This is a genomic window from Azospirillum melinis (assembly GCF_013340935.1).
Lineage (GTDB): Bacteria > Pseudomonadota > Alphaproteobacteria > Azospirillales > Azospirillaceae > Azospirillum > Azospirillum melinis.
The window spans coordinates 1-22,985 of record NZ_WHOS01000017.1 but is presented as its reverse complement, the minus strand read 5'-3'; the positions used below and the strand labels follow the sequence as shown (position 1 = coordinate 22,985).

Here is a 22,985-nt window from a genome sequence, read left to right as displayed (position 1 = left end):
GTTACGCGGCCTCCTTCTTCACGGCGGCGACGATCTTCTTGGCTGCGTCGTCCAGATTGTCGGCCGAGAGGATCGGCAGGCCGGATTCGGCCAGGATCTTCTTGCCCAGCGCCACGTTGGTGCCCTCCAGCCGCACCACCAGCGGAACATGCAGCTTCACGTCGCGCGCCGCGGCGACCACGCCTTCGGCGATCACGTCGCAGCGCATGATGCCGCCGAAGATGTTGACCAGGATGCCTTCCACCGCGCTGTCGGACAGGATCAGCTTGAAGGCCGCGGTGACGCGCTCCTTCGTGGCGCCGCCACCGACGTCGAGGAAGTTGGCCGGCTCGGCACCGTACAGCTTGATGATGTCCATCGTCGCCATGGCGAGGCCGGCGCCGTTGACCATGCAGCCGATGTTGCCGTCGAGCTTGACGTAGTTCAGCTCGTGCTTGGCGGCTTCGATCTCCGCCGGATCCTCTTCCGCCTCGTCGCGCAAGGCGGCGACATCCTTGTGACGGAACAGGGCGTTGTCGTCGAAGCTCATCTTGGCGTCGAGCGCCAGGATGTCGCCCGAGCCGGTGACGATCAGCGGGTTGATCTCGACGATGGCGCAGTCCAGATCCACGAAGGCCTTGTAGGCGGCCTGGATGAACTTGGCGGCGGCACCGACCTGCTTGCCTTCCAGGCCCAGCGCGAAGGCGACCTTGCGGGTGTGGTAGCCCTGGATGCCGGTGGCCGGGTCCACCGCGACCTTGACGATCTTCTCGGGCGTGTTGTGGGCGACCTCTTCGATCTCCATGCCGCCTTCGGTCGAAGCGATGATGGTCACGCGGCCGGTGGCGCGGTCGATCAGCAGGCCGAGATACAGTTCGCGCTTGATGTCGGCGCCTTCCTCGACATAGAGGCGCTTGACCTCTTTGCCTGCCGGGCCGGTCTGCTTGGTCACGAGGACGCGATTGAGCATCTCGGCGGCGTTGGAGGCGACCTCCTCGACCGACTTGACGACGCGGACGCCGCCCTTGCCGCCCGGATTGTCCTGGAAGCGTCCGGCGCCGCGGCCACCGGCATGGATCTGCGACTTCACCACCCAGACCGGACCGCCGAGTTCGCGGGCGACCGATGCAGCCTCTTCCGGGGTGAAAGCCACGCCGCCGCGCGGAACGGCGACGCCGTACCCCCGCAGCAGATCCTTGGCCTGATATTCGTGAATGTTCATGGTTTTCGTCTCTGTCCCAGTCGGGAATTGTCTTTTGGAGACCGCGGGGGGCCGGGAATTCTTCGGCTGACGGGCGGCGGATTTTTAAAAGTCCGGGCTTCGGCTCCCGCTTCGGCTCTTGAGCGACCGGGAAGGGGACGGTCGGGAAGAGGGGAAGCGGGCTTTTTTAAAAATCGGCAGACTTTTCAAATATCGGGTGCTGGCCCTCCCCCACCCTCTCCCGCCGAAGCGGGCAGGGCTGGGGAGAAGACCGAAACTGTTACTCCGCCGCCAGCCGCTCCACGACGCCGATGGCGCCGCTGTCGCGGATCTCGACGATCTCACGCTCGCCGAAACCCAGCACGTCGCGCAGGATTTCGTCGGTGTGCTCGCCGAGCAGGGGAGAGCGGGTGACCTCCGTCGGGCTGTCGGACAGTTTGATCGGGTTGCCGACCGTCAGGTAGCTGCCGCGGGTCGGATGCTCCACCTCGACCAGCGTGCCGGTCTCGTAGAGCGACTTGTCCTCGGCGATTTCCTTCATCGACAGGATCGGGCCGCAGGGAATGTCGTACTTGTTGAGAAGGTCCATGACCTCGAACTTGGTCAGGGTCTTGGTCCACTCCTCCACCGTGCCGAAGATCTGCATCAGGCGCGGCAGGCGGGCCACCGGGGTGGCGTAGTCGGGATCGGTGATCCACTCTTCCTTGCCGATGACCTTGCAGATCGACTTCCAGACCGGGGCCTGGGCGATGAAGTAGATGTAGGCGTTGGGATCGGTCTCCCAGCCCTTGCACTTCAGGATCCAGCCCGGCTGGCCGCCGCCCGACGCGTTGCCGGCGCGCGGCACCGTGTCGCCGAACTCGCCGTTCGGGTATTGCGGGTATTCCTTCATCGGCCCGTGGGCCAGACGCTGCTGATCGCGCAGCTTGACGCGGCACAGGTTCAGCACGGCGTCCTGCATGGCGGCCAGCACCTTCTGGCCGCGGCCGGTCTCCTTGCGCTGGTAGAGCGCGGTGACGATGCCAAGCGCCAGATGCAGGCCGGTGCCGCTGTCACCGATCTGGGCGCCGGTGACCATGGGCGGGCCGTCGTCGAAACCGGTGGTCGAGGCGGCACCGCCCGCACATTGGGCGACGTTCTCGTACACCTTGCAATTCTCGAACGGCCCGGGGCCGAAGCCCTTCACCGACGCGACGATCATCGCGGGGTTCAGTTCCTGGATACGCTCCCAGGTGAACCCCATGCGATCGAGCACGCCGGGGGCGAAGTTTTCGACCATCACGTCGCAGGTCTTGATCAGCGCCTCCAGCACCTCCTTGCCCTTGGGCGTCTTGGTGTCGAGGGTGATGGACCGCTTGTTGTGGTTCAGCATGGTGAAATACAGGCTGTCGGCGTCCGGCAGGTCGCGCAGCTGGCTGCGGGTGATGTCACCCTCGCCCGGCCGTTCGACCTTGATGACGTCGGCGCCGAACCAGGCGAGCAACTGGGTGCAGGTCGGTCCCGACTGCACATGCGTGAAGTCGAGAATCCGCACGCCCTGAAGTGCCTTGCCCATGTATTTCTCCCCCTGCTTCTTAAGTCGTGTCGGTCGGCGTTTGTTTTAGGACGGCATCTTGCGGACCGAGCTGGTCGGGTTCAGGCTGCCGATGTTGCCGCTTTCGGTGCCGGCGGCCGGGTCGATGACGGCGTTGACCAGGGTCGGACGGCCGCTGTCCATCGCCTCGTTGACGGCGCGGTACAGCTCGTCCGGGTTGGTGACGTGGACGCCGACGCCGCCGAAGGCTTCCATCATCTTGTCGTAACGCGAGCCGGGGACGAAGACCATCGGCGACGGGTCGTTCCCGCCGGTCGGGTTGACGTCGGTCCCGCGATAGATGCCGTTGTTGTTGAAGATGACGATGCAGACCGGCAGGTTGTAGCGGCAGATCGTCTCCACCTCCATGCCGGAGAAGCCGAAGGCGCTGTCGCCTTCGACCGCCAGCACCGGCTTGCCGCTCTCCACCGCGGCGGCGACGGCGTAGCCCATGCCGACGCCCATCACGCCCCAGGTGCCGACGTCGAGGCGCTTGCGCGGCTCGTACATGTCGATGATGCCGCGGGCGAGGTCGAGGGTGTTGGCGCCCTCGTTGACCAGCAGGGCGTCCGGCCGCTCCTTGATGACGCGGCGCAGAGCGCCCAGCGCACCGTGGAAGTTCATCGGCGAGGCGTTGCTCATCAGCTTCGGCGCCATCTTGGCGACGTTCTGCTCACGCTTGGCCGCGACGGTGGCCATCCAGTCGGTCGGCGGGGTCAGGCCGCCGTCGATGCCCTTCAGCATCACTTCCATGACCGACGCGATGTCGCCGACCAGCGGGGCATGGATTTCGACGTTGCTGTCCATCTCCCGCGGCTCGATGTCGACCTGGATGAACTTCTTCGAACCGGGCTTGCCCCAGGTCTTGCCCTTGCCGTGCGACAGCAGCCAGTTCAGCCGCGCGCCGACCAGCATGACCACGTCGGCTTCCTGCAGAACCAGCGAGCGGGCGGCACCGGCCGACTGCGGATGGGTGTCGGGCAGCAGGCCCTTGGCCATGCTCATCTGCAGGAAGGGGATGCCGCTCTTCTCGACGAAGGAGCGGATCGTCTCGTCGGCCTGGGCGTAGGCGGCCCCCTTGCCGAAGATCACCAGCGGACGCTTGGCGCCCTTCAGCAGGTCGAGCGCGCGGTTCACCGCCTCGGCCGACGGATACTGCGCCGGGGTCGGATCGACCACCTTGACCAGCGACTTGGCGCCTTCCGCCGCGTCCATCACCTGCGAGAACAGCTTGGCCGGCAGGTCGAGATAGACGCCGCCCGGACGGCCCGACACGGCAGCGCGGATGGCGCGCGCCACGCCGATGCCGATGTCCTGGGCGTGCAGGATGCGGAAGGCGGCCTTGCACAGCGGCTTGGCGATGGCCAGCTGGTCCATCTCCTCATAGTCGCCCTGCTGGAGATCGACGATCTCGCGCTCCGACGAGCCGCTGATCAGGATCATCGGGAAGCAGTTGGTGGTGGCGTTCGCCAGCGCGGTCAGGCCGTTCAGGAAGCCCGGAGCCGACACCGTCATGCAGACGCCCGGCTTCTTCGTCATGAAACCGGCGATGGCGGCAGCGTTGCCGGCATTCTGTTCGTGGCGGAACGAGACGACGCGCATGCCCTCGGCCTGCGCCATGCGCAGCAGGTCGGAAATCGGAATGCCGGGGACGACATACAGGTTGTTGATGTCGTTGAGCTTGAGCGCGTCGATGACGAGCTGGAAGCCGTCGGTCAGCGCCGGCGCGTCTTCGACAACAGATGCTTCCGTGGCCTGGTTCTTAGTGATCGTTGCAGCCGCAGTAGACATATGGGTGACTCCTCCCCGAGGCTCCAAAAAGGTTCAAAGTTGGTTAGTCGAGGAAGGCGCAATGCCGTTCCACGTACTGTGCGAGACCGAGCGTGTGTTCCCGGACGCGGCGTTCCGCGAGATCGGCATCGCGGGCGGCAAGCGCCTCGATGATGTCCCGATGCTCGTGGATGGACTGGTCGGCACGGTCGCCGAGGCCCATCGTCGCGCGGCGGATCGCACGCATATGGATGAAGAAGCGGTCGGTCAGGTCCGAGATCAGAGCGGAACCCGAAGCCTGGACGATGCTTTGATGGAAGACGATGTTGGCGTCGGAATACTCCGCGACATGTTCCGCCAACTCGGCCTTCGTGTATTTGTCGAACGCGGCGTGCAGGAGTTCCAGCTTCTCCGTGGTGGCGTTTTCGACGAACAGGCGTGCCGCCATGCCTTCCAGGGCGGCACACACCGTGATCATCTCCACCAGTTCGGCCTTCGTCTTGCGCACCACGAAGATCCCGCGCCGCGGTTGGGAGCGGATAAACCCCTCCTGTTCCAGCAGCGCCATCGCCTCGCGCACCGGGGTGCGGCTGACACCCAACGCCTCGCACAGACGGCGTTCGTCCAACCTGATCTCGTTGCTCTGGCCGTAGATGTTCATCTGCGTGATGGCCTGTCGCAGCGATTGGTAGGCCTTGGCCTTGAAGCTCATCCCCTGTTCGAGGGGTTCGACACTGAATCTTTCCCGGTTCATCACGTTTCCGACCCTTTGCGCGCCGACGCCATCGGCGCCGCTTGTTGTCGTGAGCGTTGTTCGTGCGAGCGTTCGGACGATCGCCCTTGGCCCTTGGTACTGAGTGGCGCGTCGTTTTTGAATTATCGATACGGTATACCAGATGCCAGACACCCGCAAGGCCAATTGCGGGCACCTCGAACTATTTCTGCTGCCGACGGAGTTGCGGCTGATTCCGTTCGATTTTTCTGGCTATTGCGCGGTAATCGCCCTAATTTGACCCCTCAGGATCGCTCGTAGCGAAGGAGCCCGCGCATGGCCGAAACCCAGCAACTGGCCGGGACCGCAAACAAGACACCCTCCGGCGCGGCGGAAGAGGCGTCGGATCCGAACTTCATGACCTCGCTGGCGCGGGGATTGTCGGTGATTCGCGCCTTCACCGAGCGCGAGCCGAACCTGACCATCGCCGACATCGCCAAGATCACCGGCCTGCCGCGGGCGGCGGCGCGGCGCTGCCTGCTGACGTTGATGCAGTTGGGCTATGCCGGGTCGGACGGCCGGACCTTCCATCTGAAACCGAAGATCCTGGCGCTCGGCTATTCCTTCCTGTCGTCGGCCCCGCTGGCGACGATTCTCGACCCGCTGATCGAACAGGTCAGCGGCGCGGTGCAGGAATCCTGCTCCGCCGCCGTTCTGGACGAAGACGACGTGGTCTATATCGCCCGTGCGGCGACCAAGCGGATCATGTCGGTCGGGTTGAATGTCGGCAGCCGCCTGCCGGCCTACTGCACCTCGATGGGGCGGGTCCTGCTGGCGGCGATGCCGGAGGCGGAGCTGGACGCCTATCTGGCGCGGGTGCCGCTGAAGCCCTTCACCGAACGGACCATCACCGCGCCCGACGCGCTGAAGCGCGAGCTGGAACGGGTACGCGACCGCGGCTTCTCGCTGGTCGACCAGGAGCTGGAACTGGGATTGCGCTCCATCGCCGTGCCGATCAGCACCGCCGCCGGCGGGGTGGTGGCGGCGATGAACATCAGCGCCCAGGCCGCGCGCGTCACCTGCCCGGAGATGGAGGTGCAGTTCCTGCCCCACCTGCACCGCGCGTCGGAAGAGGCGCGCGTGCTGCTGGTGCGCTCGCGGGGGGTGTGAGGCTGGCCGGCCGGACCGGCCCGCCCGTCACCGTCTCTCTTTATTGTGCCTTGATCAGCATCTCCTGCAGATTGCGGTTGATCGCCTCGACGCCGTTCCGGGCTTCCCGCATGTTGGACACGACGCCGTCGCTGAGCGACATCTGTTCCTCGGCGCCGGCGGCAACCCCATGAACGGTCGATTTCACGCTGTCGACCGACCGGGCGATTCCGCCCAGCGCCTCCACCACCTGACGGACGACCTCCTGCATGGCGACGATCTCGACGCCGATCCGCTCGGTGGCGCCTGAGGTCTGTTCGGCCAGCGACTTCACCTCGGTCGCCACGACCGCGAAGCCCCGCCCGGCCTCGCCCGCCCGTGCCGCCTCGATGGTGGCGTTCAGTGACAGCAGTTTGATCTGCGAGGCAATGGCGTCGATGAATTTGGCGACGCCGTCCATCGCCGCCGCAGCCTCGTTCAACCGGCCGGTGGCGCTGTCTGCAGCGGAGGTCCGGCGGTCGATCTCGTCCACCACCTTGCGCGACGTCAGGATGTCGGTGGAAATCTGCGTCGCGGATCCGCACATCCGCTCGACCGCATCGCCGACTTCGGCCACCTGCTGAACCGTCCGCTTGGAAAACTCGATGGCTTCCAAACGCGACTTGATCATGCCGGTCACGTCGGTGGCGAACTTCACCACCTTCACCACCTCCCCCGTCTCGGACAGCACGGGATTGTAGCTGGCATTGATCCAGACGTCGGATCCGTTTCTGGCCCGGCGGCGGTAGAGCGAGGAGTGGAATTTCCCGCTGCGCAGGATCTCCCAGAACTGGCGGTATTCGGCGCTGCCCTGCTGTTCCGGCGAGACGAACAGGCGATGGTTCTGCCCGACCACCTCGTCCAGCCGGTATCCCATCGCCTTCAGGAAGTTTTCATTGGCGTCCAGGATCGTGCCGTCGGGCCTGAAATGGATCACCGCCTGCGATCGGTTGATCGCTTCGATCTGGGCGCGGAAGTCGGCGTTGTGAACCCGCTGTTCGGTCACGTCGGTCGCGAACTTCACGATCTTCCACGGCTTTCCGGTCGGGTCGAGAATCGGTGTATAGGTCGCCTGGATCCAGACCTGCGCGCCGCTCTTGGTCAGGCGCCGGAATTCCCCGCTTTGATGCTCGCCCCGGCCAAGCTTCTCCCAGAATGCGCTGTAGGCCGGATCGGCGGCATCCACGCCATCGAGGAATAGCTTATGATGCTGCCCCCGCACCTCCTCCAGCCGATAGCCCATCAGATCAAGGAAACGCTGGTTGGCCGTCAGGATGGTGCCGTCCAATCCGAACTCGATCACCGCCTGGGACCGTTCAATGGCGGCGAGCTTGCCGTTGGCATCGGCCTCCCGCAGCTTCGCCTCGGTGATGTCGGTGGCGAACTTCACCACGCCGACCGGCCGGCCGCCGACGCCGAGGATCGGGTTGTAGGTGGCGCGCAGCCAGATTTCCCGGCCCGACTTGGTGAGCCGCCGGAACACCGCCGATTGGAAGCGGCCTGCCCGCAGCTCGTCCCACAAATGGCGGTACTCGGCGCTTTTCGCATGGTCGGGATCGACGAACATGCGATGCGGACGCCCCCTCACCTCCTCCAGGCGATAGCCCATCGCCTCTAGGAAATTCCTGTTCGCATCCACCACCGTGCCATCCATCGTGAACTCGACGACGGCCTGCGACCGGTCGAGCGCATCCAGCTTGGCCCGCTCGCAGCTCACAGCCCTGGTGAACAGAAACATGGAGTCCTCCCTTCCTCATGCCGCGCCGGACGGATGCGGAAGGGCCATGGCTTCCGAATTCACCGCTTCATTCCCGATACGAGCCACGAATGGTATCGTCTCCGGAAACAAAGTATCTTGGCGGCACGGCCTCAGCATACGACAGCGCCAGGGAGGATAGATAAAGCATCCAGGACGGCCAGTCAGGATTACCCCTAGGGCTGGGTACCGACGATCACAGGATCGTCTCTGGAGATATTCCCAGCAGTGCCGACTTGATCTTCGGGACCATGTGGTCGGCAAACGCCCGTACCTTGGCGGGAACCAGCGCGCGATGGGGATAGAGCACGGCCAGCGTCACCGGCTCCGGCGGAAAATCGGGCAGAACCGGCACCAGGGCGCCGCTGGCCAGATGCTCGGCCACCTCCCACAGCGGCTTCATGGCGATGCCGCGCCCGTCGAGCGCCCAGCCGGTCAGCACGTCACCATCGTCGGCGTCGAAGCGGCCCGACACCGGCAGCTTCACCGGCTCGCCGCCCTCCAGCACGCTCCATTGATATTGCTGGGTACCGGGAAAGCGCAGAAGCAGGCAGTTGTGGCCGGACAGGTCCGCCGGCATTGAAGGCCGTCCGCGCTCCGACAGGTAGGAGGGGGCCGCCACCAGCACGCGGCGCACGTCGGCGATCTTGCGCACGACGAAGCTGGAATCCTTCAACGCCGCCATGCGCACCGCCACGTCGACCGCCTCGCGCAGCAGGTCGAGCAGATGGTCGGACAACCGCAGCCGCACCTCCACCAGCGGGTGGGCGGCGCAGAAGTCCGGCACCAGCGGCGCCAGGATGCGGCGGCCGAAGCCCAAGGGCGCCGTCACCCTGACGCTGCCCGACGGCACGCCGGACCCGGCGGCGATGCTGCTGTGCGCCCGCTCCACCGCTTCCAGAACCTCCAGGCAGCTCTGGTAGAAATCCATGCCGGTCTCGGTCGCCTGCAACTGCCGCGTCGTGCGGTTCAGCAGCCGGACGCCGAGATGGGTTTCCAGCTGCTGGATGCGGTGGCTGACCATGGCCGGCGACATGCGCAGGTTCCGCCCGGCGGCCGACAGGCTGCCCAGTTCGACGACGCGGACGAAGATGCGCATGTTTTCAAGCAACGCCATGCTCGCGCGGACTCCCTGCCAGACGATTGGGCCGGACCGGTGGGTTTACGGGTCGGGACGGACGCTAGCACGGGGGCCGCGGAGAGGGAATTTCCGCGACGCAGCATGGTTGCCAAAACGAAAACCGCCGGAGCGCGCCTGCGCCCCGGCGGTTTCAGTCCGGATCAGGACCGGATCGTCAGACCAGAACGGTCTCGCTCTCCTCCACCGGCAGGTCCAGCGTCTCCTCGAACTCGGTGACGCTGTCGATGTCGGCACCCATAGAGATATTGGTTACCCGCTCCAGCACCAGCTCGACGACGACCGGCACCTGATACTGGTCCATCCAGGCCTGGGCCTGGGTGAAGGCCTCCTGGATGCGGTCCGGCTCGGTGACGCGGATCGCCTTGCAGCCCAGCCCTTCCGCTACCGCGACATGGTCGACGCCATAGACGCCGATCTCCGGCGCGTTGATGTTCTCGAAGGACAGCTGCACCTGGAAGTCCATCTGGAAGGCGCGCTGCGCCTGCCGGATCAGGCCGAGATAGGCGTTGTTCACCAGCACATGGATGTAGGGCAGCTTGTGCTGGGCGCCGACCGCCAGCTCCTCGATCATGAACTGGAAGTCGTAGTCGCCGGACAGCGCGACGATGCGCCGCTTCGGATCGGCCACCCGGACGCCGAGCGCCGCCGGCAGGGTCCAGCCCAGCGGGCCGGCCTGGCCGCAGTTGATCCAGTGGCGCGGCTTGTAGACGTGCAGGAACTGCGCGCCGGCGATCTGCGACAGGCCGATGGTGGTGACGTAGGTGGTGTCCTGGCCGAAGGCGCTGTTCATCTCCTGATAGACGCGCTGCGGCTTCATCGGCACCTGATCGAAGTCGCTGCGGCGGTGCATCGACCGCTTGCGGCCCTGGCAGTCCTTGACCCAGCCGCCGAGATCCTTGAAGCGGCCCTCGGCCTTCCACTCCTTCGCCACCGCGATGAACAGGTCGAGCGCCGCACCGGCGTCCGACACGATGCCGAGATCGGGCATGAAGACGCGGCCGATCTGGGTCGGCTCGATGTCGACATGCACGAACTTGCGGCCCTTGGTGTAGACCTCGACCGAGCCGGTGTGGCGGTTGGCCCAACGATTGCCGATGCCCAGCACGAAGTCGGACTTCAGCATCGTCGCGTTGCCGTAGCGGTGGGCGGTCTGCAAGCCCACCATGCCGGCCATCAGCGGATGGTCGTCGGGGATGGTGCCCCAGCCCATCAGGGTCGGGATCACCGGCACGCCGAGCAGCTCGGCGAACTCCACCAGCTTGTCGGACGCATCGGCGTTGATGATGCCGCCGCCGGCCACGACCAGCGGACGTTCCGCCGCCGCGAACATCGCCAGCGCCTTCTCGACCTGGGCACGGGTGGCCGAGGGCTTGTAGACCGGCAGCGGTTCATAGGTCTCGTCGTCGAACTCGATCTCCGCCATCTGGACGTCGATGGGCAGGTCGATCAGCACCGGGCCGGGACGGCCGCTGCGCATCAGATGGAAGGCCTGCTGGAAGACGTAGGGCACCTGGGCCGGCTCCAGCACGGTCAGCGCCCACTTGGTCACCGGCTTTGCGATGTCCGGCACGTTGATGGCCTGGAAATCCTCCTTGTGCAGGCGGGCGCGCGGCGCCTGGCCGGTGATGCACAGGATCGGGATCGAGTCCGCGATCGCCGAATAGAGGCCGGTGATCATATCGGTGCCGGCCGGGCCGGAGGTGCCGATGCACACGCCGATGTTGCCGGCATTCGCCCGCGTGTAGCCTTCGGCCATGTGCGAGGCACCCTCGACATGGCGGGCCAGCACATGGCGCATCGTGCCGCGCCGCTGCATCGCCGCATAGAAGGGGTTGATCGCGGCGCCCGGGACGCCGAAGCAGACGTCGATGCCCTCCCGCTCCAGCACCCGCACCGCCGCTTCCGCCGCCGTCATTCTCGCCATCGCTCGACTCCTCACCAAACGCGATTGTTGCTGAGAACAGCTAAGCGCGCGGATGGTGGGTGCGGCAAATCAACGGCTTGCCTTTTCCACAGGCTGGAAAGCGGTGCCGAACGGGGAGGGACCTCAGCTGCCGCGATATGTGGAATAGGCCCAAGGCGAAACCAGCAGCGGCACATGGTAATGCTGGGACGCGTCCTTGATGCCGAAGCGCAGCGGAACCTCGTCGATGAAGTCCGGCCCGTCACCGTCAATGGCGCCCGAGATCGCGCCGATGCGGCGGAAATAGTCGCCGGCCATGAACAGCAGCTCGTAGCGGCCGGACTTGAAATCCTCGCCCTGGAGCGCTGGGGCATCGAGCCGGCCGTCGGCGTTCGTTGTGAACTCGCCGAGAACGGCGCCGGTGTCGAGCGAGGTCAGGCGGATGCGCATGCCCGGCGCCGGACGGCCGGCGGCGATGTCGAGGACGTGGGTGGTCAAGCGGCCCATGGGGTACGGTCTCCGCGACGGTGCGAGTTCGGACCCACAGCTTAAGCGCATCCGCCCTGCCCTGCCCACCCGTCCAAATTCGGAAACTGTCTTCGGCCGCCGGGAGACAATCGGCCGGTTGAACCCCCTGCCGCCAATGGCTTAGCGTAGGTTCCGCTTCGACCGCAGCGCAAAAGGGCGAGACGACGATGACCGGCACGGCTTATCCCCGCGACATGATCGGCTATGGCGCCACCCCGCCGCAGGCCAACTGGCCGGGCGGCGCCCGCGTGGCGGTGCAGTTCGTCATCAATTACGAGGAGGGCGGCGAGAACTGCGTCCTCCATGGCGACGCCGCGTCGGAGGCGTTCCTGTCGGAGATCGTCGGCGCCCAGCCGATCCCGGGCGCCCGCCACATGAACATGGAGTCGATCTACGAATACGGCTCGCGCGCCGGCTTCTGGCGGCTGCACCGCCTGTTCACCGAACGCAACCTGCCGGTCACCGTCTATGGCGTCGCCATGGCGCTGGAGCGCAATCCCGAGGTGGTCGCCGCGATGAAGGCCGCCGGCTGGGAGATCGCCACCCATGGCTGGCGCTGGATCGACTACCAGCATCTGCCGGCCGAGGTGGAGCGTGAGCACATGCTGCGCGCCATCGAAATCCACACCCGCGTGACCGGCGAGCGTCCGCTCGGCTGGTATCTCGGGCGGTGCAGCCCGAACACCTGGCGGCTGGTCGCCGAGGAGGGCGGCTTCGTCTACAATGCGGATTCCTATGCCGACGATTTGCCCTATTGGGACGACAGCCATGGCCGGCCGCAGCTGATCGTTCCCTACACGCTCGACGCCAACGACATGCGTTTCGCGACGAACCAGGGCTTCAACAGCGGCGACCAGTTCTTCGCCTATCTGAAGGACAGCTTCGACACGCTCTATGCCGAGGGCGAGACGGCGCCGAAGATGATGTCCATCGGCCTGCATTGCCGTCTGGTCGGGCGCCCTGGCCGCGCCGCGGCGCTGGCCCGCTTCCTCGACTATGTGCGCAGCCATGACAAGGCGTGGGTGGCGACACGGCTCGACATCGCCCGCCACTGGATCGCCGAACACCCCTACACCGCGAAATGAGACCGCAGCAGATGCCCTACAGCCTGGACGACCTGAACCGGATGGACCGCGCCGCCTTCGTCGCGGCGCTGGGTGCCGTGTTCGAGGAAAGCCCGTGGGTGGCCGAGGCCGCCTGGGACAAGCGCCCCTTCGCCGATGCCACCGCCTTGCGCGCGGCGATGACCGGCATCGTCCGCGCGGCGGGGACGGAGCGGCAGCATGCCCTGATCCTGTCCCACCCCGACCTCGCCGACCGTGCCAGCCGCCCGGCCAATCTGACCGCCTTCTCGCAGACCGAACAGGCGAAAGCGGGCCTGAACGAGCTGACGGAGGGGGAAGCCCAGGAGCAGCGCGACCTGAACCGGGCCTACCGGGAACGCTTCGGCTTCCCCTTCATCATGGCGGTGCGCTTCAGCAGCAAGCAGGAGATCCTGGCGGCGATGCGCGAGCGCGTGGCGAACGAGCCGGAGGTGGAGTTCGGCCGGGCGCTGGAGGAAATCTACAAGATCGCCGGCTTCCGGCTGGACGATCTGGTGAAGTGATAACACCAGTCTAAAAAAGAAAAAGCGCGCCGCCCTTTCGGAGCGGCGCGCCTCTTCAGTCGAAGTGTCCGTTACGCTTCCATCGCCTTGACGACCTCTTCGGTGACCTTCTTGGCGTCACCGAACAGCATCATGGTGTTGGGGCGGAAGAACAGCTCGTTCTCGACGCCGGCATAGCCGGCGGCCATGCCGCGCTTGATGAAGAACACCGTCTTGGCCTTCTCCACATCGAGGATCGGCATGCCGTAGATGGCGCTCGTCGGGTCGGTCTTGGCCGCCGGGTTGGTCACGTCGTTGGCGCCGATGACGAAGGCCACATCCGCCGTGCCGAAGTCGCGGTTGATGTCCTCCAGTTCGAACACCTCGTCGTAGGGCACGTTGGCCTCGGCCAGCAGCACGTTCATGTGGCCGGGCATGCGGCCCGCCACCGGGTGGATGGCGTACTTCACATCCACGCCTTCGTGCTTCAGGCTGTCGGCCATCTCGCGCAGCGCATGCTGGGCCTGGGCCACCGCCATGCCGTAGCCGGGCACCACGATCACCGACTGGGCGTTTTTCATGATGTAGGCGGCATCCTCCGCCGAGCCGGCCTTCACCGAGCCCTGCGGACCCTTGGCACCGGCTGCGGCACCCGCCGCCTCGCCGCCGAAGCCGCCGAGGATGACGTTGAAGATCGAGCGGTTCATGCCCTTGCACATGATGTAGGACAGGATCGCACCCGAGGAGCCCACCAGAGCACCGGTGATGATCAGCAGGTTGTTCTGCAGCGTGAAGCCGATGCCGCAGGCCGCCCAGCCCGAGTAGCTGTTCAGCATCGAGATGACGACCGGCATGTCGGCGCCGCCGATCGGCAGGATCAGCAGGAAGCCCAGCGCCAGCGCCACGATGACGATCAGCCACATCACGACATCGGCATTCGACTGCACCAGCCAAATGATCAGGATGACGGTCAGCACGCCCAGCGCCGCGTTCAGCGGATGCTGCATCGGGAAGACCAGCGGCTTGCCGGTGACCAGACCCTGGAGCTTGGCGAAGGCGACGATGGAGCCGGTGAAGGTGATGGCACCCACCGCGGTGCCGAGCGCCATTTCGATCAGCGAGCCCTTGGCGATGGCGCCGCGGAGGCCGATGCCGTACGCCTCCGGCGAATAGAAGGCGGCCAGCGCCACGAAGACGGCGGCGAGGCCGACCAGCGAGTGGAAGGCGGCGACCAGCTGCGGCAGCGCCGTCATCTCGATCTTCTTGGCGACGACGTAGCCGATGGCGCCGCCGATGGCGATGCCGAGCACGATCATCCAGTAGGACTGGACGATGGGCGAGGCCAGCGTGGTCAGAATGGCGATGGTCATGCCGACCATGCCGTAGATGTTGCCCTGGCGCGAGGTCTCCGGGCTGGACAGCCCGCGCAGCGCCATGATGAAGCAGATGGAGGCGACGAGATAGAGAAGGGCCGACAAGGTTTCCATGGTCTTACTTGCCCTTCTTCTTGAACATGGAGAGCATGCGCTGGGTCACGAGGAAGCCGCCGAAGATGTTGACGGACGCCAGGATGACGGCAAGGAAGCCCAGGACCTTGGAGAAGCCCCCATCGCCAAAGATCGGGCCGGCCGGACCGGCGGCGACCAGCGCGCCGACGATGATGACCGACGACACGGCGTTGGTCACGGCCATCAGCGGCGAATGCAGGGCCGGGGTGACGCGCCAGACGACGTAATAGCCGACGAAGCAGGCCAGCACGAGCACCGTCAGGCCGGTGACGAAGAAGCTGCCATGGCTGGCCGCCTCGGTCGCCGGGACGGGGGACAGCTGCGCCACCTGCACGGCCAGCGCATCGACCTGATTGCTCAACGCCGCCAGGGTCTGGCGGAACGCGGCGATGTTGCTTGCGGGATCCGGGTGTTCCATGGGATCCGCCTCCTCACGCGGGTTGCGCTTCGCGGGCGTCCGCGAAGGCAGGATGCACGATGGCGCCGTCGCGGGTCAGCGCGATGGCCTTGACGATCTCGTCGTCCCAGTTGACGGCCACGCCGGTGTCTTTCCCGTGCAGCGACGTCAGCAGCGCCAGCAGGTTCTTGGCGTAGAGCAGCGACGCGCTCTCGGCGATGCGGCTGGCGTAGTTGGCATGGCCGACGATCTTCACGCCGTTGGCCGTGGTCACCACCTCGCCCAGCTTGGCGCCCTCGACGTTGCCGCCCTGCTCCACCGCCAGATCGACGATCACCGAGCCCGGCTTCATCGACGCCACATGCTCCGCCGTCACCAGGATCGGCGCCTTGCGGCCGGGGATCAGCGCCGTGGTGATGACGAGGTCCTGCTTCTTGATGTGCTCGGCGACCAGAGCGGCCTGCTGGCGCTTGTAGTCGTCGGACATCTCCTTGGCGTAGCCGCCGGCGGTCTCGGCCTGCTTGAACTCGTCGTTCTCGACGGCGACGAAGCTGCCGCCCAGCGACTGCACCTGCTCCTTCACCGCCGGGCGCACGTCGGTGGCCGAGACGATGGCGCCGAGGCGCTTGGCGGTGGCGATGGCCTGGAGGCCGGCGACGCCGACGCCCATGATGAAGGCACGGGCCGGCGGCACGGTGCCGGCGGCGGTCATCATCATCGGGAAGGCGCGGCCATATTCCGAGGCGGCATCGACGACAGCCTTGTAGCCGGCGAGGTTGGCCTGGGAGGACAGCACGTCCATGACCTGGGCGCGGGTGATGCGCGGCATGAACTCCATGGCGAAGGCGTTCACGCCGGCATCGGCGTAGGCCTTCACATGGTCGCGGCTGTTGTAGGGATTGAGGATGGCGAACAGCAGCGCACCCTTGCGGATCAGCGCCAGCTCGTCGACCTCCCCTTCGCCGGCGATCAGCGGCCGCTGGACCTTCAGCACGATGTCGGCATCGGCCAGCGCCGAAGCCTGGTCGGCGGCGATGGCGGCCCCCGCCGCCTCATAGGCCGCGTCGGTGATGCTGGAACCGAGGCCGGCCCCGCTCTCCACCACCACGTCCAGACCGAGGGCTTTGAATTTCTTGACGGTTTCGGGAGACGCGGCGACGCGGCGCTCGCCCGGGCGGCGCTCCCTGGGTATCGCGATCTTCATGTCATTTGCTTTCGAAGGCCGGCCTTGGCGGCGGGCAATAATCGCCCCACCCCTGGGTCAAGGCTCCCGGTCAGAGCCGGATCAGGGCGGGCAAGCGCCGAAGCGGCAACTCAGATGGGGCGGCGGACATGCGCCGGCCCCACCCGCAGCACTCACTGATTGGCAACGACCGGGAAGTCCCAGCCTTCCGCTGCGGTGGCAGCAGCCGTGGCGGCGGCCACCGGAACGCCCTCGCCCGACAACTCTTCCAGTTGGCGGCGGATCAGGTCGCGGACACTGACGACGCCGACCAGGGTCGAACCTTCCAGAACCGGGACATGGCGGATGCCGTGTTCGTCCATCAGGCTCAGCACATGGCGCACGGAGTCCGACGGGCTGCAGCAGTAGGGATCGCGCGTCATCAACGCCGAAACCGCCTGCTCCAGTATGGCGGGACCGCGGTCGACCAGGGCGCGGACGACATCGCGTTCGGAAATGACGCCGACCACCGTGTTGCCTTCGGTGCGGCAGACGTCCTTGACCACCAGCGCGCCGGTATTCTCCGCCTTCATCAGGCGCAGCGCGGTGGAGACCGTTTCGTTGATGCGCACCATGCCGATGCGCGTGCCCTTCTTGCGGAGAATGTCCTCGACCTTCATGACGCTCCACCCCCCTTGAGGCGGCCGGCGCGAAACCTGTCCCGGTTTGCGCCGGCCGCGTCGCCTGATTTGTTCTGCCCCGGCCTGCCTGATGGGCCTGCCTACTGGGCCGCCGCCACTTCCGGAGTGCGGGCGGGAGCCGCAGGCTGCGGCCGGCTGTAGCAGCCGGCGGTTTCGCCGCGCTGCTTCACCAGCGCCAGCACCACGTCGATGGTCGGCGTCGGCACGCCCACCATGCGGCCCATCTCCTGCACCACCGACAGCAGCGGGTCGATCTCCATCGGCCGGCCGCGCTCCAGATCCTGGAGCATCGAGGTCTTGTGCGCGCCCACCGCGGCGGCGCCGTTGATGCGGCGCTCCACATCGACGCGGAAATGGACGCCCAGCTTGTCGCCGATGTCCTTAGCCTCCAGCATCATCGCCTTGGCGACGGCGCGGGTGTCGGCATCGCCGCAAATGACCTCCAGCGTGCCGTGGGTCAGCGCGCTGATCGGGTTGAAGCAGAGGTTGCCCCACAGCTTCAGCCAGATCTCGTCGCGGATGCGGTCCAGCACCGGCGCGCGCAGGCCGCCGGCCTCCATCGCCTTCGACAGGGCGACGACGCGGTCCGACTTCGACCCGTCCGGCTCGCCGAGAGAGAATTTGTCGCCGTAGACATGCTGGATGACGCCCGGCTCCACCACCTCGGTCGCCGGATAGACGACGCAGCCGATGGCGCGCTGCGGACCCAAGCCCTTCCACTGGACGGAACCCGGATCGACGGTTTCCAGCGTGCGGCCGTCGAACGCGCCGCCGGTGCCGTAGAAATACCAATAGGGAATGCCGTTGACCGCGGTGACGACGGCGGTGTGGTCACCGAGAAGCGGTTGCATCGCGGGCACGACACCGGGGACGGAGTGGGCCTTCAACGCGACGATCACATAATCCTGCGGGCCGAGTTCGGCCGGGTTGTCGGTGCAGCGGGGGTGGACGACGGTCTTCTCCTCCCCCATCAGCAAGGTGACGCCGTTTTCGCGCATCGCCGCCAGATGCGCGCCACGCGCCACCAGGCTGACTTCGGCACCTGCCTGATGCAGGCGAACGCCGAGGTAGCCGCCGATGGCCCCGGATCCGTAGATGCAGATCTTCATGCCGGATTCCCCTCTCCCCCGATTTCACTTTTTGAATGCTGTGGGGCTGGACGACGCCAGCCTGCCCGCACCGGCCGCATCCATCGGCTGACCGGTCGCTTTGCAGCGGCATCCAACAGTCTGTCGCGCAAACTGTGTCTGGAGTTTGGTATACCACATACCGTATGTCAATGCGGAATGTGGGGGCACGGTTGAGATTGCGGACGCCGGATACACCCCGTTCGGATCAGGCTCCCTTCGCGAAAAAGTACAGGGTCAGCACCGCTCCGATGATGACCACCAAGGTCTTCAAAAGCTTGGGATCGACCCGCTTCGCCCCCATGGCGCCGGCATAACCGCCGGCCACCGCCGCCAGGGCCATCGCTACGGTTTCCGGCCAGGACACCGCACCGGCGACGATGAAGGTGCCGACCGCCGCCGCGTTCATCAGCATCGCCAGCAGAAGCCTCAGCCCATTCATGGCGTGGATGTCGCGCAGCCCGAACAGGGTCAGCGCCGCCAACATCAGGAAGCCGATGCCGCCGCCGAAATAGCCGCCATAGATCGAGATCAGGAACTGCACCACCAGCACGCTGCGCCCGCCCAGGCGCAGCCTGGACACGATGCCCGGCGCATAGGCGCCGATGGCGAAGACGGCTGTCGCGAACAACAGAAGCCACGGAACGAAGCGGGCGAAGATGGCATTGGGCGTCACCAGCAGAAGCAGCGCGCCCACCAGCCCGCCGACGAGGCTGAGCGCGGCGAAGACCGGCACATTCACCTGGCCGCCGGCGGCGATCTCCCGCCGGTAGGCCCAGCTGCTGGCCGCCTGCCCCGGAAACAGCGCCACGGTGCTGGAGGCATTGGCAGCCACCGGCGGCACCCCAGCGAACAGCAGCGCCGGAAACGTGATGAAGGCGCCACCCCCGGCGACGGCGTTGAGCGCGCCGGAACAGAAGGCCGCCAGCATCAGGACAAGAATACCCAACATGATCGATCCACCCCTTTCGATCCGTGTTGACGATGCAACCCGTATTCTGTATACAGAATATCAGTCTCCCAGCGTTCTCTGCCGGGACCTGTCAGTCGGGGTGCGGGCGTGAATGCGGTTCACGGCCGGCCTCCCAAAACGCGACAAACCGGCACCGGGACCAATGCGGTGGTCCCGGTGCCGGTTTGTCGTTTTGCCGGCGGTACCTGTTCCGCCCTCAGACTGTTCCGCCCTTATTTGGAGTTCCGGCTGGCCCCCCGGTCAACGGGAACTCCTTCGGCGGAAGGTCCGCGGTGCTTTCAGTCGGCGCCCTCGGCCGCCAGCTTGCCGACCGGCTGGGTGGTGTCCTCGGCGATCTGGCGGGCACGCATCGGCTTCAGGACGAACAGGGCCATGAAGGCGGCGATGGCGTTGACCGCGGCGGCGAAGAAGAACACCGCCTGCCAGCTGCCGGTGGAGGACACGATCACGTTGGCGAAGGGAACGACCAGCGACGCGGTGCCCTTGGCGGTGTAGAGCAGGCCGGCGTTGGTGGTGGCGAACTTCGACCCGAAGCTGTCGGCGCAGCAGGACGGGAACAGGCTGTAGATCTCGCCCCAGGCGAAGAACACCAGACCGGTCAGGACGACGAAGGCGACCGGGTGATGACCCCACTGGTTCAGCGCCAGGATGCCGACCGCTTCGATGGCGAAGGCGACGAACATCGTGTTTTCACGGCCGATATGATCGGACACCCAGCCGAAGAACGGACGGGTCACGCCGTTCAGCACGCGGTCGATGGTCAGTGCGAAGGTCAGCGCCGGCAGGGTCAGGCCCATGATGCTGACGGGCATGCCGTCGAGGTGGAAGTCCTTGGCGATCGGGCCGAGCTGGGCGGTGGCCATCAGACCGCCGGCGGCGACCATGACGAACATCAGGTACATCACCCAGAAGACCGGCGACTTCAGCGTCTCCTGCGGGGTGTAGTTGCGGCGGCTCTGGACGATGTTGCTCTTGTTCTTCGGCAGCAGGGCCGGGTCGGCTTCCTTCAGGAACCAGGCCAGCGCGAAGACGATCAGGCCCTGGCCCAGACCGAACACCAGGAAAGTCTGCTCGAAGCCGGAGGTCTGGATCATGTTGGCGATCGGCACGACCGTCAGGGCGGAGCCGGCACCGAAGCCGGCGGCGGTCAGGCCGGCGGCGAGGCCGCGGCGATCCGGGAACCACTTCAGCGCGTTGCCGACGCAGGTGCCATAGACACCGCCAGCGCCGATGCCGCCGATGGCCGCACCGAGATAGAGCAGCGCCAGCGAGTCGGCGAACGAATTGATGACCCAGGCCAGGGCGCACAGGATGCCACCGACCACGACGACGATGCGGGGACCGAACTTGTCGACGAACCAGCCCTCGACCGGCACCAGCCAGGTTTCGGTCACGACGAAAATGGTGAAGGCGACCTGAATGGCGGCACGGCCCCAATGATACTTTTCATCGATGGGGTTGACGAACAGCGTCCAGCCATATTGCAGGTTCGCGATCATCGACATACAGATCACGCCGATGACCAACTGCATCCAGCGGCCGCCGAGCGGTGCTCCCTGCGCCTCCGAATTCGTATGCTGCATCTTCTATCTCCTCCTAGGAAGCGGTTCTCTGCCGATTCGGGCGTCGCTTCTGTTTTGATGCTTTAGGCGTTTTCTTTTGGTGTCTTCTGAGATGCTTCGGAATTTGATGCTGCTGTTTGCTGTGAGTGGCAGCGCGGCGGGGATGCGGCCCCGGGGCGCTTCACTGCTGTGGGAGGCGGGTTTTCGCCCCCCGCCAAATCGGTGCGGTCCTGATCCGATCTGGAATTATCAATATGGTATACCAGATGCCGAATGCCGCGCAAGCGATTAGTGGAAGGGACGAACTGTTTCCGCAGGCTGCATTCGCGCCGCTGCGGGCCCTACCTGCGGCCATTGGTTTTCCGGCACGCGGAAAGTGTGGCAGGCCAGCGTTTGGCCGGACGAGCGACTGGCATATGGTATGCCAGCGCCGGGAACATACCGTCGGCGCCGATGCCCTTTCCGGCAGAACCCATATTGATAAGGAGTCGACCGCCATGGACCAGCAGCAGAGCATCGAGATCGTCGTGGCGCGTGACGATGCCGATATCGCCGCCAGCTACGCGGTCATGAAGGAGCTGCGGACCCACATGACCGACCCCGAAGCCTACCGCGCGCAGATCCGCCGCCAGATGGACGACGGCTACAACCTCGCCCTGCTGCGGCTGGATGGCGAGATCGCCGGTTGCGGCGGCTTCCGCGTCCACGAGACGCTGTCGCGCGGTCGCTATATGTATGTCGAGGATCTGGTGACCAGCTCCGCCAAGCGCTCCTACGGGCTGGGCGACAAGCTGTTCGACTGGCTGGCCGGCGAGGCGCGCGAGCGCGGCTGCGCCCAGATGGAGATCATCTCCGGCATCCAGCGTGGCGAGGCCCACCGCTTCTACCACCGCAAGCGGATGACCATCAAAAGCTTCCAGCTGGTCCTGCCGCTCGCCTGACCGGGTGGAGATACCCAAACTGGAAACGAAAAAGACGGCCCCGGGAGGCCGTCTTTCTCACGATGACAGGAAGGAAGAGCCGCAGGTCAGAAGGCGCGCGGGAAGCTCGCCCAGGCCGGACCCGGCGGCAGTTCGTCTTCCGGCTCCTTGAGATCGGCCTCGGTCGGGTTGGCAAGGCGAAGCGGCGCGGAGGAGAAATCGCGCTGCGACTTGCCCGCGTTGGCGATCTGCATCGAAAGAATATAATGGACCGTGCCGCCGAAGACGGACAGCACAAGCGCCAGAACCAGCATTTCCAACATGTTCATCGCTCCAGTGTCTCGGTGGGGTGCTTTTTTTGTTTGGTCGGCTTCGGCGTGACAATTCCGTTATGACGCGGCGCAGCAATCGGTTCAAGTTTTTTGGTATACAAGGTACATGATGCCGGACATGCGCATACCGCATGCCTAGGTCCATTTGCATGCATAACAAACATATCGCATTACGAACAGTATGGCTGTGCTGCGTTGGTATCATGAACCAACAGAGCGAGGCCCATTGCGCTGCACAATCGTATGAGGCGGGCTGAGAATTAGGGCCGCCGCCAAAATTGGTCAGCGAAATTGTTTGATTGGCGTACAGTATTTGGCATACCATATTCAAAGCAAGGCGCCCGGCCGGGCGCCCTGCCGGCCCTGAAGACGGGCCGCCCCGCATATGGCTTTCCCGCCAGCCGCAGCCGATCAGGAGTCCCGCCATGAAGGTCGAACACATCCTGCGCACCAAGCAAGCCCGCGTCGTCGCCGTGCGGACCAGTGCAACGGTCGCCGACGCCATCCGCCTGATGAAGGCGGAGAACATCAGCGCCCTGGTCGTCAAGGACGTCTGCCGCACCGAAGGCAACACGCTGGCCGGCGTCCTGTCGGAGCGCGACATCGTGCACGCCCTGCTGGAACGCGGCAGCTCTCTGATGGCGATGCCGGTGTCTCAGCTGATGACCCGCCAGCCGGTGACCTGCGCCCCGTCCGACAGCGTGCGGCAGGCGTTGCATCTGATGGAGCAGCACCACATCCGCCATCTTCCGGTTCTGGAGGACGGCCATCTGGTCGGCGTCGTCAGCGCCCGCGACTTCACCCGGCTGCAATTGCAGGAGCTGGACGGCACCGTCACCGCGGTCGCGGAACTCCGGCCGATCGAGCACCTGCCACACCACCGCCAGCCGTTCCGGCGCCTCCGGGTGGCCGGGGCCGGTGTCGTGCGCGAAGCAGTCGTGATGGGTGAAGATCAGGGTTGTCACGG

At 65.8% G+C, this 22,985-nt stretch carries 21 protein-coding genes; 5 read left to right on the top strand and 16 right to left on the bottom strand.

Going from position 1 to position 22,985, the window contains the following annotated elements; all coding sequences use genetic code 11:
• Position 1: 1 nt before the first annotated feature.
• From sucC to GBZ48_RS14815, 4 genes are all read right to left on the bottom strand, one after another.
• Complete coding sequence (sucC, locus tag GBZ48_RS14830) at positions 2 to 1,201, bottom strand: ADP-forming succinate--CoA ligase subunit beta (protein WP_174471740.1); 1,200 nt, start codon at positions 1,199 to 1,201, stop codon at positions 2 to 4.
• Between the two features lie 259 nt (positions 1,202 to 1,460).
• The gene (frc, locus tag GBZ48_RS14825; protein WP_109451041.1) at positions 1,461 to 2,735 is read right to left on the bottom strand and encodes a formyl-CoA transferase; all 1,275 of its coding nucleotides are present in this window, start codon (positions 2,733 to 2,735) and stop codon (positions 1,461 to 1,463) included.
• 45 nt (positions 2,736 to 2,780) lie between these two features.
• Positions 2,781 to 4,544, bottom strand: coding sequence for an oxalyl-CoA decarboxylase (gene oxc / locus GBZ48_RS14820; protein ID WP_209798294.1), 1,764 nt, complete (start codon positions 4,542 to 4,544; stop codon positions 2,781 to 2,783).
• Positions 4,545 to 4,587: 43 nt separating this feature from the next.
• Positions 4,588 to 5,277, bottom strand: coding sequence for a GntR family transcriptional regulator (locus GBZ48_RS14815; protein ID WP_085083968.1), 690 nt, complete (start codon positions 5,275 to 5,277; stop codon positions 4,588 to 4,590).
• Between the two features lie 294 nt (positions 5,278 to 5,571).
• Here GBZ48_RS14815 and GBZ48_RS14810 point away from each other — a divergent pair, with 294 nt between their 5' ends.
• Complete coding sequence (locus tag GBZ48_RS14810; protein ID WP_174471739.1) at positions 5,572 to 6,405, top strand: IclR family transcriptional regulator; 834 nt, start codon at positions 5,572 to 5,574, stop codon at positions 6,403 to 6,405.
• Positions 6,406 to 6,445: 40 nt separating this feature from the next.
• Here the strand turns inward: GBZ48_RS14810 and GBZ48_RS14805 are convergent, their stop codons facing one another.
• The 4 genes from GBZ48_RS14805 to uraH form a co-directional block, all read right to left on the bottom strand.
• Positions 6,446 to 8,161 carry a methyl-accepting chemotaxis protein gene (locus GBZ48_RS14805; RefSeq protein WP_174471738.1) on the bottom strand — a complete coding sequence of 572 codons (1,716 nt, stop codon included), beginning with the start codon at positions 8,159 to 8,161 and terminating at the stop codon, positions 6,446 to 6,448.
• A 214-nt stretch (positions 8,162 to 8,375) separates the two neighbouring features.
• Positions 8,376 to 9,296 (bottom strand): LysR family transcriptional regulator, encoded by a 921-nt coding sequence (locus tag GBZ48_RS14800; protein WP_174471737.1) that lies wholly within the window; start codon positions 9,294 to 9,296, stop codon positions 8,376 to 8,378.
• Positions 9,297 to 9,474: 178 nt separating this feature from the next.
• The gene (gcl, locus tag GBZ48_RS14795) at positions 9,475 to 11,244 is read right to left on the bottom strand and encodes a glyoxylate carboligase (protein WP_174471736.1); all 1,770 of its coding nucleotides are present in this window, start codon (positions 11,242 to 11,244) and stop codon (positions 9,475 to 9,477) included.
• Between the two features lie 123 nt (positions 11,245 to 11,367).
• Positions 11,368 to 11,730 (bottom strand): hydroxyisourate hydrolase, encoded by a 363-nt coding sequence (uraH, locus tag GBZ48_RS14790; RefSeq protein WP_174471735.1) that lies wholly within the window; start codon positions 11,728 to 11,730, stop codon positions 11,368 to 11,370.
• Positions 11,731 to 11,918: 188 nt separating this feature from the next.
• On the opposite strand from uraH, the gene puuE reads away from it, so the two are divergent.
• Both puuE and uraD read left to right on the top strand, forming a co-directional pair.
• Complete coding sequence (gene puuE, locus GBZ48_RS14785; RefSeq protein WP_174471734.1) at positions 11,919 to 12,836, top strand: allantoinase PuuE; 918 nt, start codon at positions 11,919 to 11,921, stop codon at positions 12,834 to 12,836.
• Between the two features lie 11 nt (positions 12,837 to 12,847).
• Entirely contained in the window at positions 12,848 to 13,357 is a 510-nt protein-coding gene (uraD, locus tag GBZ48_RS14780; RefSeq protein ID WP_174471733.1) for a 2-oxo-4-hydroxy-4-carboxy-5-ureidoimidazoline decarboxylase, read from the top strand.
• Positions 13,358 to 13,428: 71 nt separating this feature from the next.
• Here the strand turns inward: uraD and GBZ48_RS14775 are convergent, their stop codons facing one another.
• The 7 genes from GBZ48_RS14775 to oxlT all read right to left on the bottom strand — a co-directional run bounded on the left by GBZ48_RS14775 (position 13,429) and on the right by oxlT (position 20,787).
• Positions 13,429 to 14,823: an NAD(P)(+) transhydrogenase (Re/Si-specific) subunit beta gene (locus tag GBZ48_RS14775; RefSeq protein ID WP_174471732.1), complete on the bottom strand. Its 1,395-nt coding sequence runs from the start codon at positions 14,821 to 14,823 to the stop codon at positions 13,429 to 13,431.
• Between the two features lie 4 nt (positions 14,824 to 14,827).
• Entirely contained in the window at positions 14,828 to 15,262 is a 435-nt protein-coding gene (locus tag GBZ48_RS14770; RefSeq protein ID WP_174471731.1) for an NAD(P) transhydrogenase subunit alpha part 2, read from the bottom strand.
• Positions 15,263 to 15,275: 13 nt separating this feature from the next.
• Positions 15,276 to 16,445 carry a Re/Si-specific NAD(P)(+) transhydrogenase subunit alpha gene (locus GBZ48_RS14765; RefSeq protein WP_174471730.1) on the bottom strand — a complete coding sequence of 390 codons (1,170 nt, stop codon included), beginning with the start codon at positions 16,443 to 16,445 and terminating at the stop codon, positions 15,276 to 15,278.
• Between the two features lie 152 nt (positions 16,446 to 16,597).
• On the bottom strand, positions 16,598 to 17,083 hold the full coding sequence (locus GBZ48_RS14760) for a CBS domain-containing protein (RefSeq protein WP_174471729.1): 486 nt from the start codon (positions 17,081 to 17,083) through the stop codon (positions 16,598 to 16,600).
• 101 nt (positions 17,084 to 17,184) lie between these two features.
• On the bottom strand, positions 17,185 to 18,213 hold the full coding sequence (locus GBZ48_RS14755; RefSeq protein WP_174471728.1) for a 2-dehydropantoate 2-reductase: 1,029 nt from the start codon (positions 18,211 to 18,213) through the stop codon (positions 17,185 to 17,187).
• Positions 18,214 to 18,439: 226 nt separating this feature from the next.
• Entirely contained in the window at positions 18,440 to 19,183 is a 744-nt protein-coding gene (locus tag GBZ48_RS14750; RefSeq protein WP_174471727.1) for a sulfite exporter TauE/SafE family protein, read from the bottom strand.
• A 299-nt stretch (positions 19,184 to 19,482) separates the two neighbouring features.
• Positions 19,483 to 20,787: an oxalate/formate MFS antiporter gene (gene oxlT / locus GBZ48_RS14745; RefSeq protein WP_174471726.1), complete on the bottom strand. Its 1,305-nt coding sequence runs from the start codon at positions 20,785 to 20,787 to the stop codon at positions 19,483 to 19,485.
• Positions 20,788 to 21,263: 476 nt separating this feature from the next.
• Between oxlT and GBZ48_RS14740 the strand changes: the two genes are divergently transcribed.
• Positions 21,264 to 21,707 (top strand): GNAT family N-acetyltransferase, encoded by a 444-nt coding sequence (locus tag GBZ48_RS14740; RefSeq protein WP_174471725.1) that lies wholly within the window; start codon positions 21,264 to 21,266, stop codon positions 21,705 to 21,707.
• Between the two features lie 86 nt (positions 21,708 to 21,793).
• On the opposite strand, the gene GBZ48_RS14735 is transcribed toward GBZ48_RS14740, so the two are convergent.
• Positions 21,794 to 22,015, bottom strand: coding sequence for a hypothetical protein (locus GBZ48_RS14735; protein ID WP_098737466.1), 222 nt, complete (start codon positions 22,013 to 22,015; stop codon positions 21,794 to 21,796).
• 428 nt (positions 22,016 to 22,443) lie between these two features.
• Here GBZ48_RS14735 and GBZ48_RS14730 point away from each other — a divergent pair.
• Positions 22,444 to 22,985 (top strand): CBS domain-containing protein (locus tag GBZ48_RS14730; protein ID WP_246307194.1); only part of this gene is annotated, 542 nt, incomplete at its 3' end.

Bases quoted from the DNA above. Each gene is read 5' to 3' on its own strand.
- oxlT (WP_174471726.1), bottom strand. From the start codon at position 20,787: ATGCAGCATACGAATTCGGAGGCGCAGGGAGCACCGCTCGGCGGCCGC.
- oxc (WP_209798294.1), bottom strand. From the start codon at position 4,544: ATGTCTACTGCGGCTGCAACGATCACTAAGAACCAGGCCACGGAAGCA.
- GBZ48_RS14735 (WP_098737466.1), bottom strand. From the start codon at position 22,015: ATGAACATGTTGGAAATGCTGGTTCTGGCGCTTGTGCTGTCCGTCTTC.
- puuE (WP_174471734.1), top strand. From the start codon at position 11,919: ATGACCGGCACGGCTTATCCCCGCGACATGATCGGCTATGGCGCCACC.
- GBZ48_RS14775 (WP_174471732.1), bottom strand. From the start codon at position 14,823: ATGGAAACCTTGTCGGCCCTTCTCTATCTCGTCGCCTCCATCTGCTTC.
- uraH (WP_174471735.1), bottom strand. From the start codon at position 11,730: ATGGGCCGCTTGACCACCCACGTCCTCGACATCGCCGCCGGCCGTCCG.
- uraD (WP_174471733.1), top strand. From the start codon at position 12,848: ATGCCCTACAGCCTGGACGACCTGAACCGGATGGACCGCGCCGCCTTC.
- frc (WP_109451041.1), bottom strand. From the start codon at position 2,735: ATGGGCAAGGCACTTCAGGGCGTGCGGATTCTCGACTTCACGCATGTG.
- GBZ48_RS14805 (WP_174471738.1), bottom strand. From the start codon at position 8,161: ATGTTTCTGTTCACCAGGGCTGTGAGCTGCGAGCGGGCCAAGCTGGAT.
- GBZ48_RS14750 (WP_174471727.1), bottom strand. From the start codon at position 19,183: ATGTTGGGTATTCTTGTCCTGATGCTGGCGGCCTTCTGTTCCGGCGCG.
- sucC (WP_174471740.1), bottom strand. From the start codon at position 1,201: ATGAACATTCACGAATATCAGGCCAAGGATCTGCTGCGGGGGTACGGC.
- GBZ48_RS14755 (WP_174471728.1), bottom strand. From the start codon at position 18,213: ATGAAGATCTGCATCTACGGATCCGGGGCCATCGGCGGCTACCTCGGC.
- GBZ48_RS14760 (WP_174471729.1), bottom strand. From the start codon at position 17,083: ATGAAGGTCGAGGACATTCTCCGCAAGAAGGGCACGCGCATCGGCATG.
- GBZ48_RS14815 (WP_085083968.1), bottom strand. From the start codon at position 5,277: ATGAACCGGGAAAGATTCAGTGTCGAACCCCTCGAACAGGGGATGAGC.
- gcl (WP_174471736.1), bottom strand. From the start codon at position 11,244: ATGGCGAGAATGACGGCGGCGGAAGCGGCGGTGCGGGTGCTGGAGCGG.
- GBZ48_RS14770 (WP_174471731.1), bottom strand. From the start codon at position 15,262: ATGGAACACCCGGATCCCGCAAGCAACATCGCCGCGTTCCGCCAGACC.
- GBZ48_RS14800 (WP_174471737.1), bottom strand. From the start codon at position 9,296: ATGGCGTTGCTTGAAAACATGCGCATCTTCGTCCGCGTCGTCGAACTG.
- GBZ48_RS14810 (WP_174471739.1), top strand. From the start codon at position 5,572: ATGGCCGAAACCCAGCAACTGGCCGGGACCGCAAACAAGACACCCTCC.
- GBZ48_RS14765 (WP_174471730.1), bottom strand. From the start codon at position 16,445: ATGAAGATCGCGATACCCAGGGAGCGCCGCCCGGGCGAGCGCCGCGTC.
- GBZ48_RS14740 (WP_174471725.1), top strand. From the start codon at position 21,264: ATGGACCAGCAGCAGAGCATCGAGATCGTCGTGGCGCGTGACGATGCC.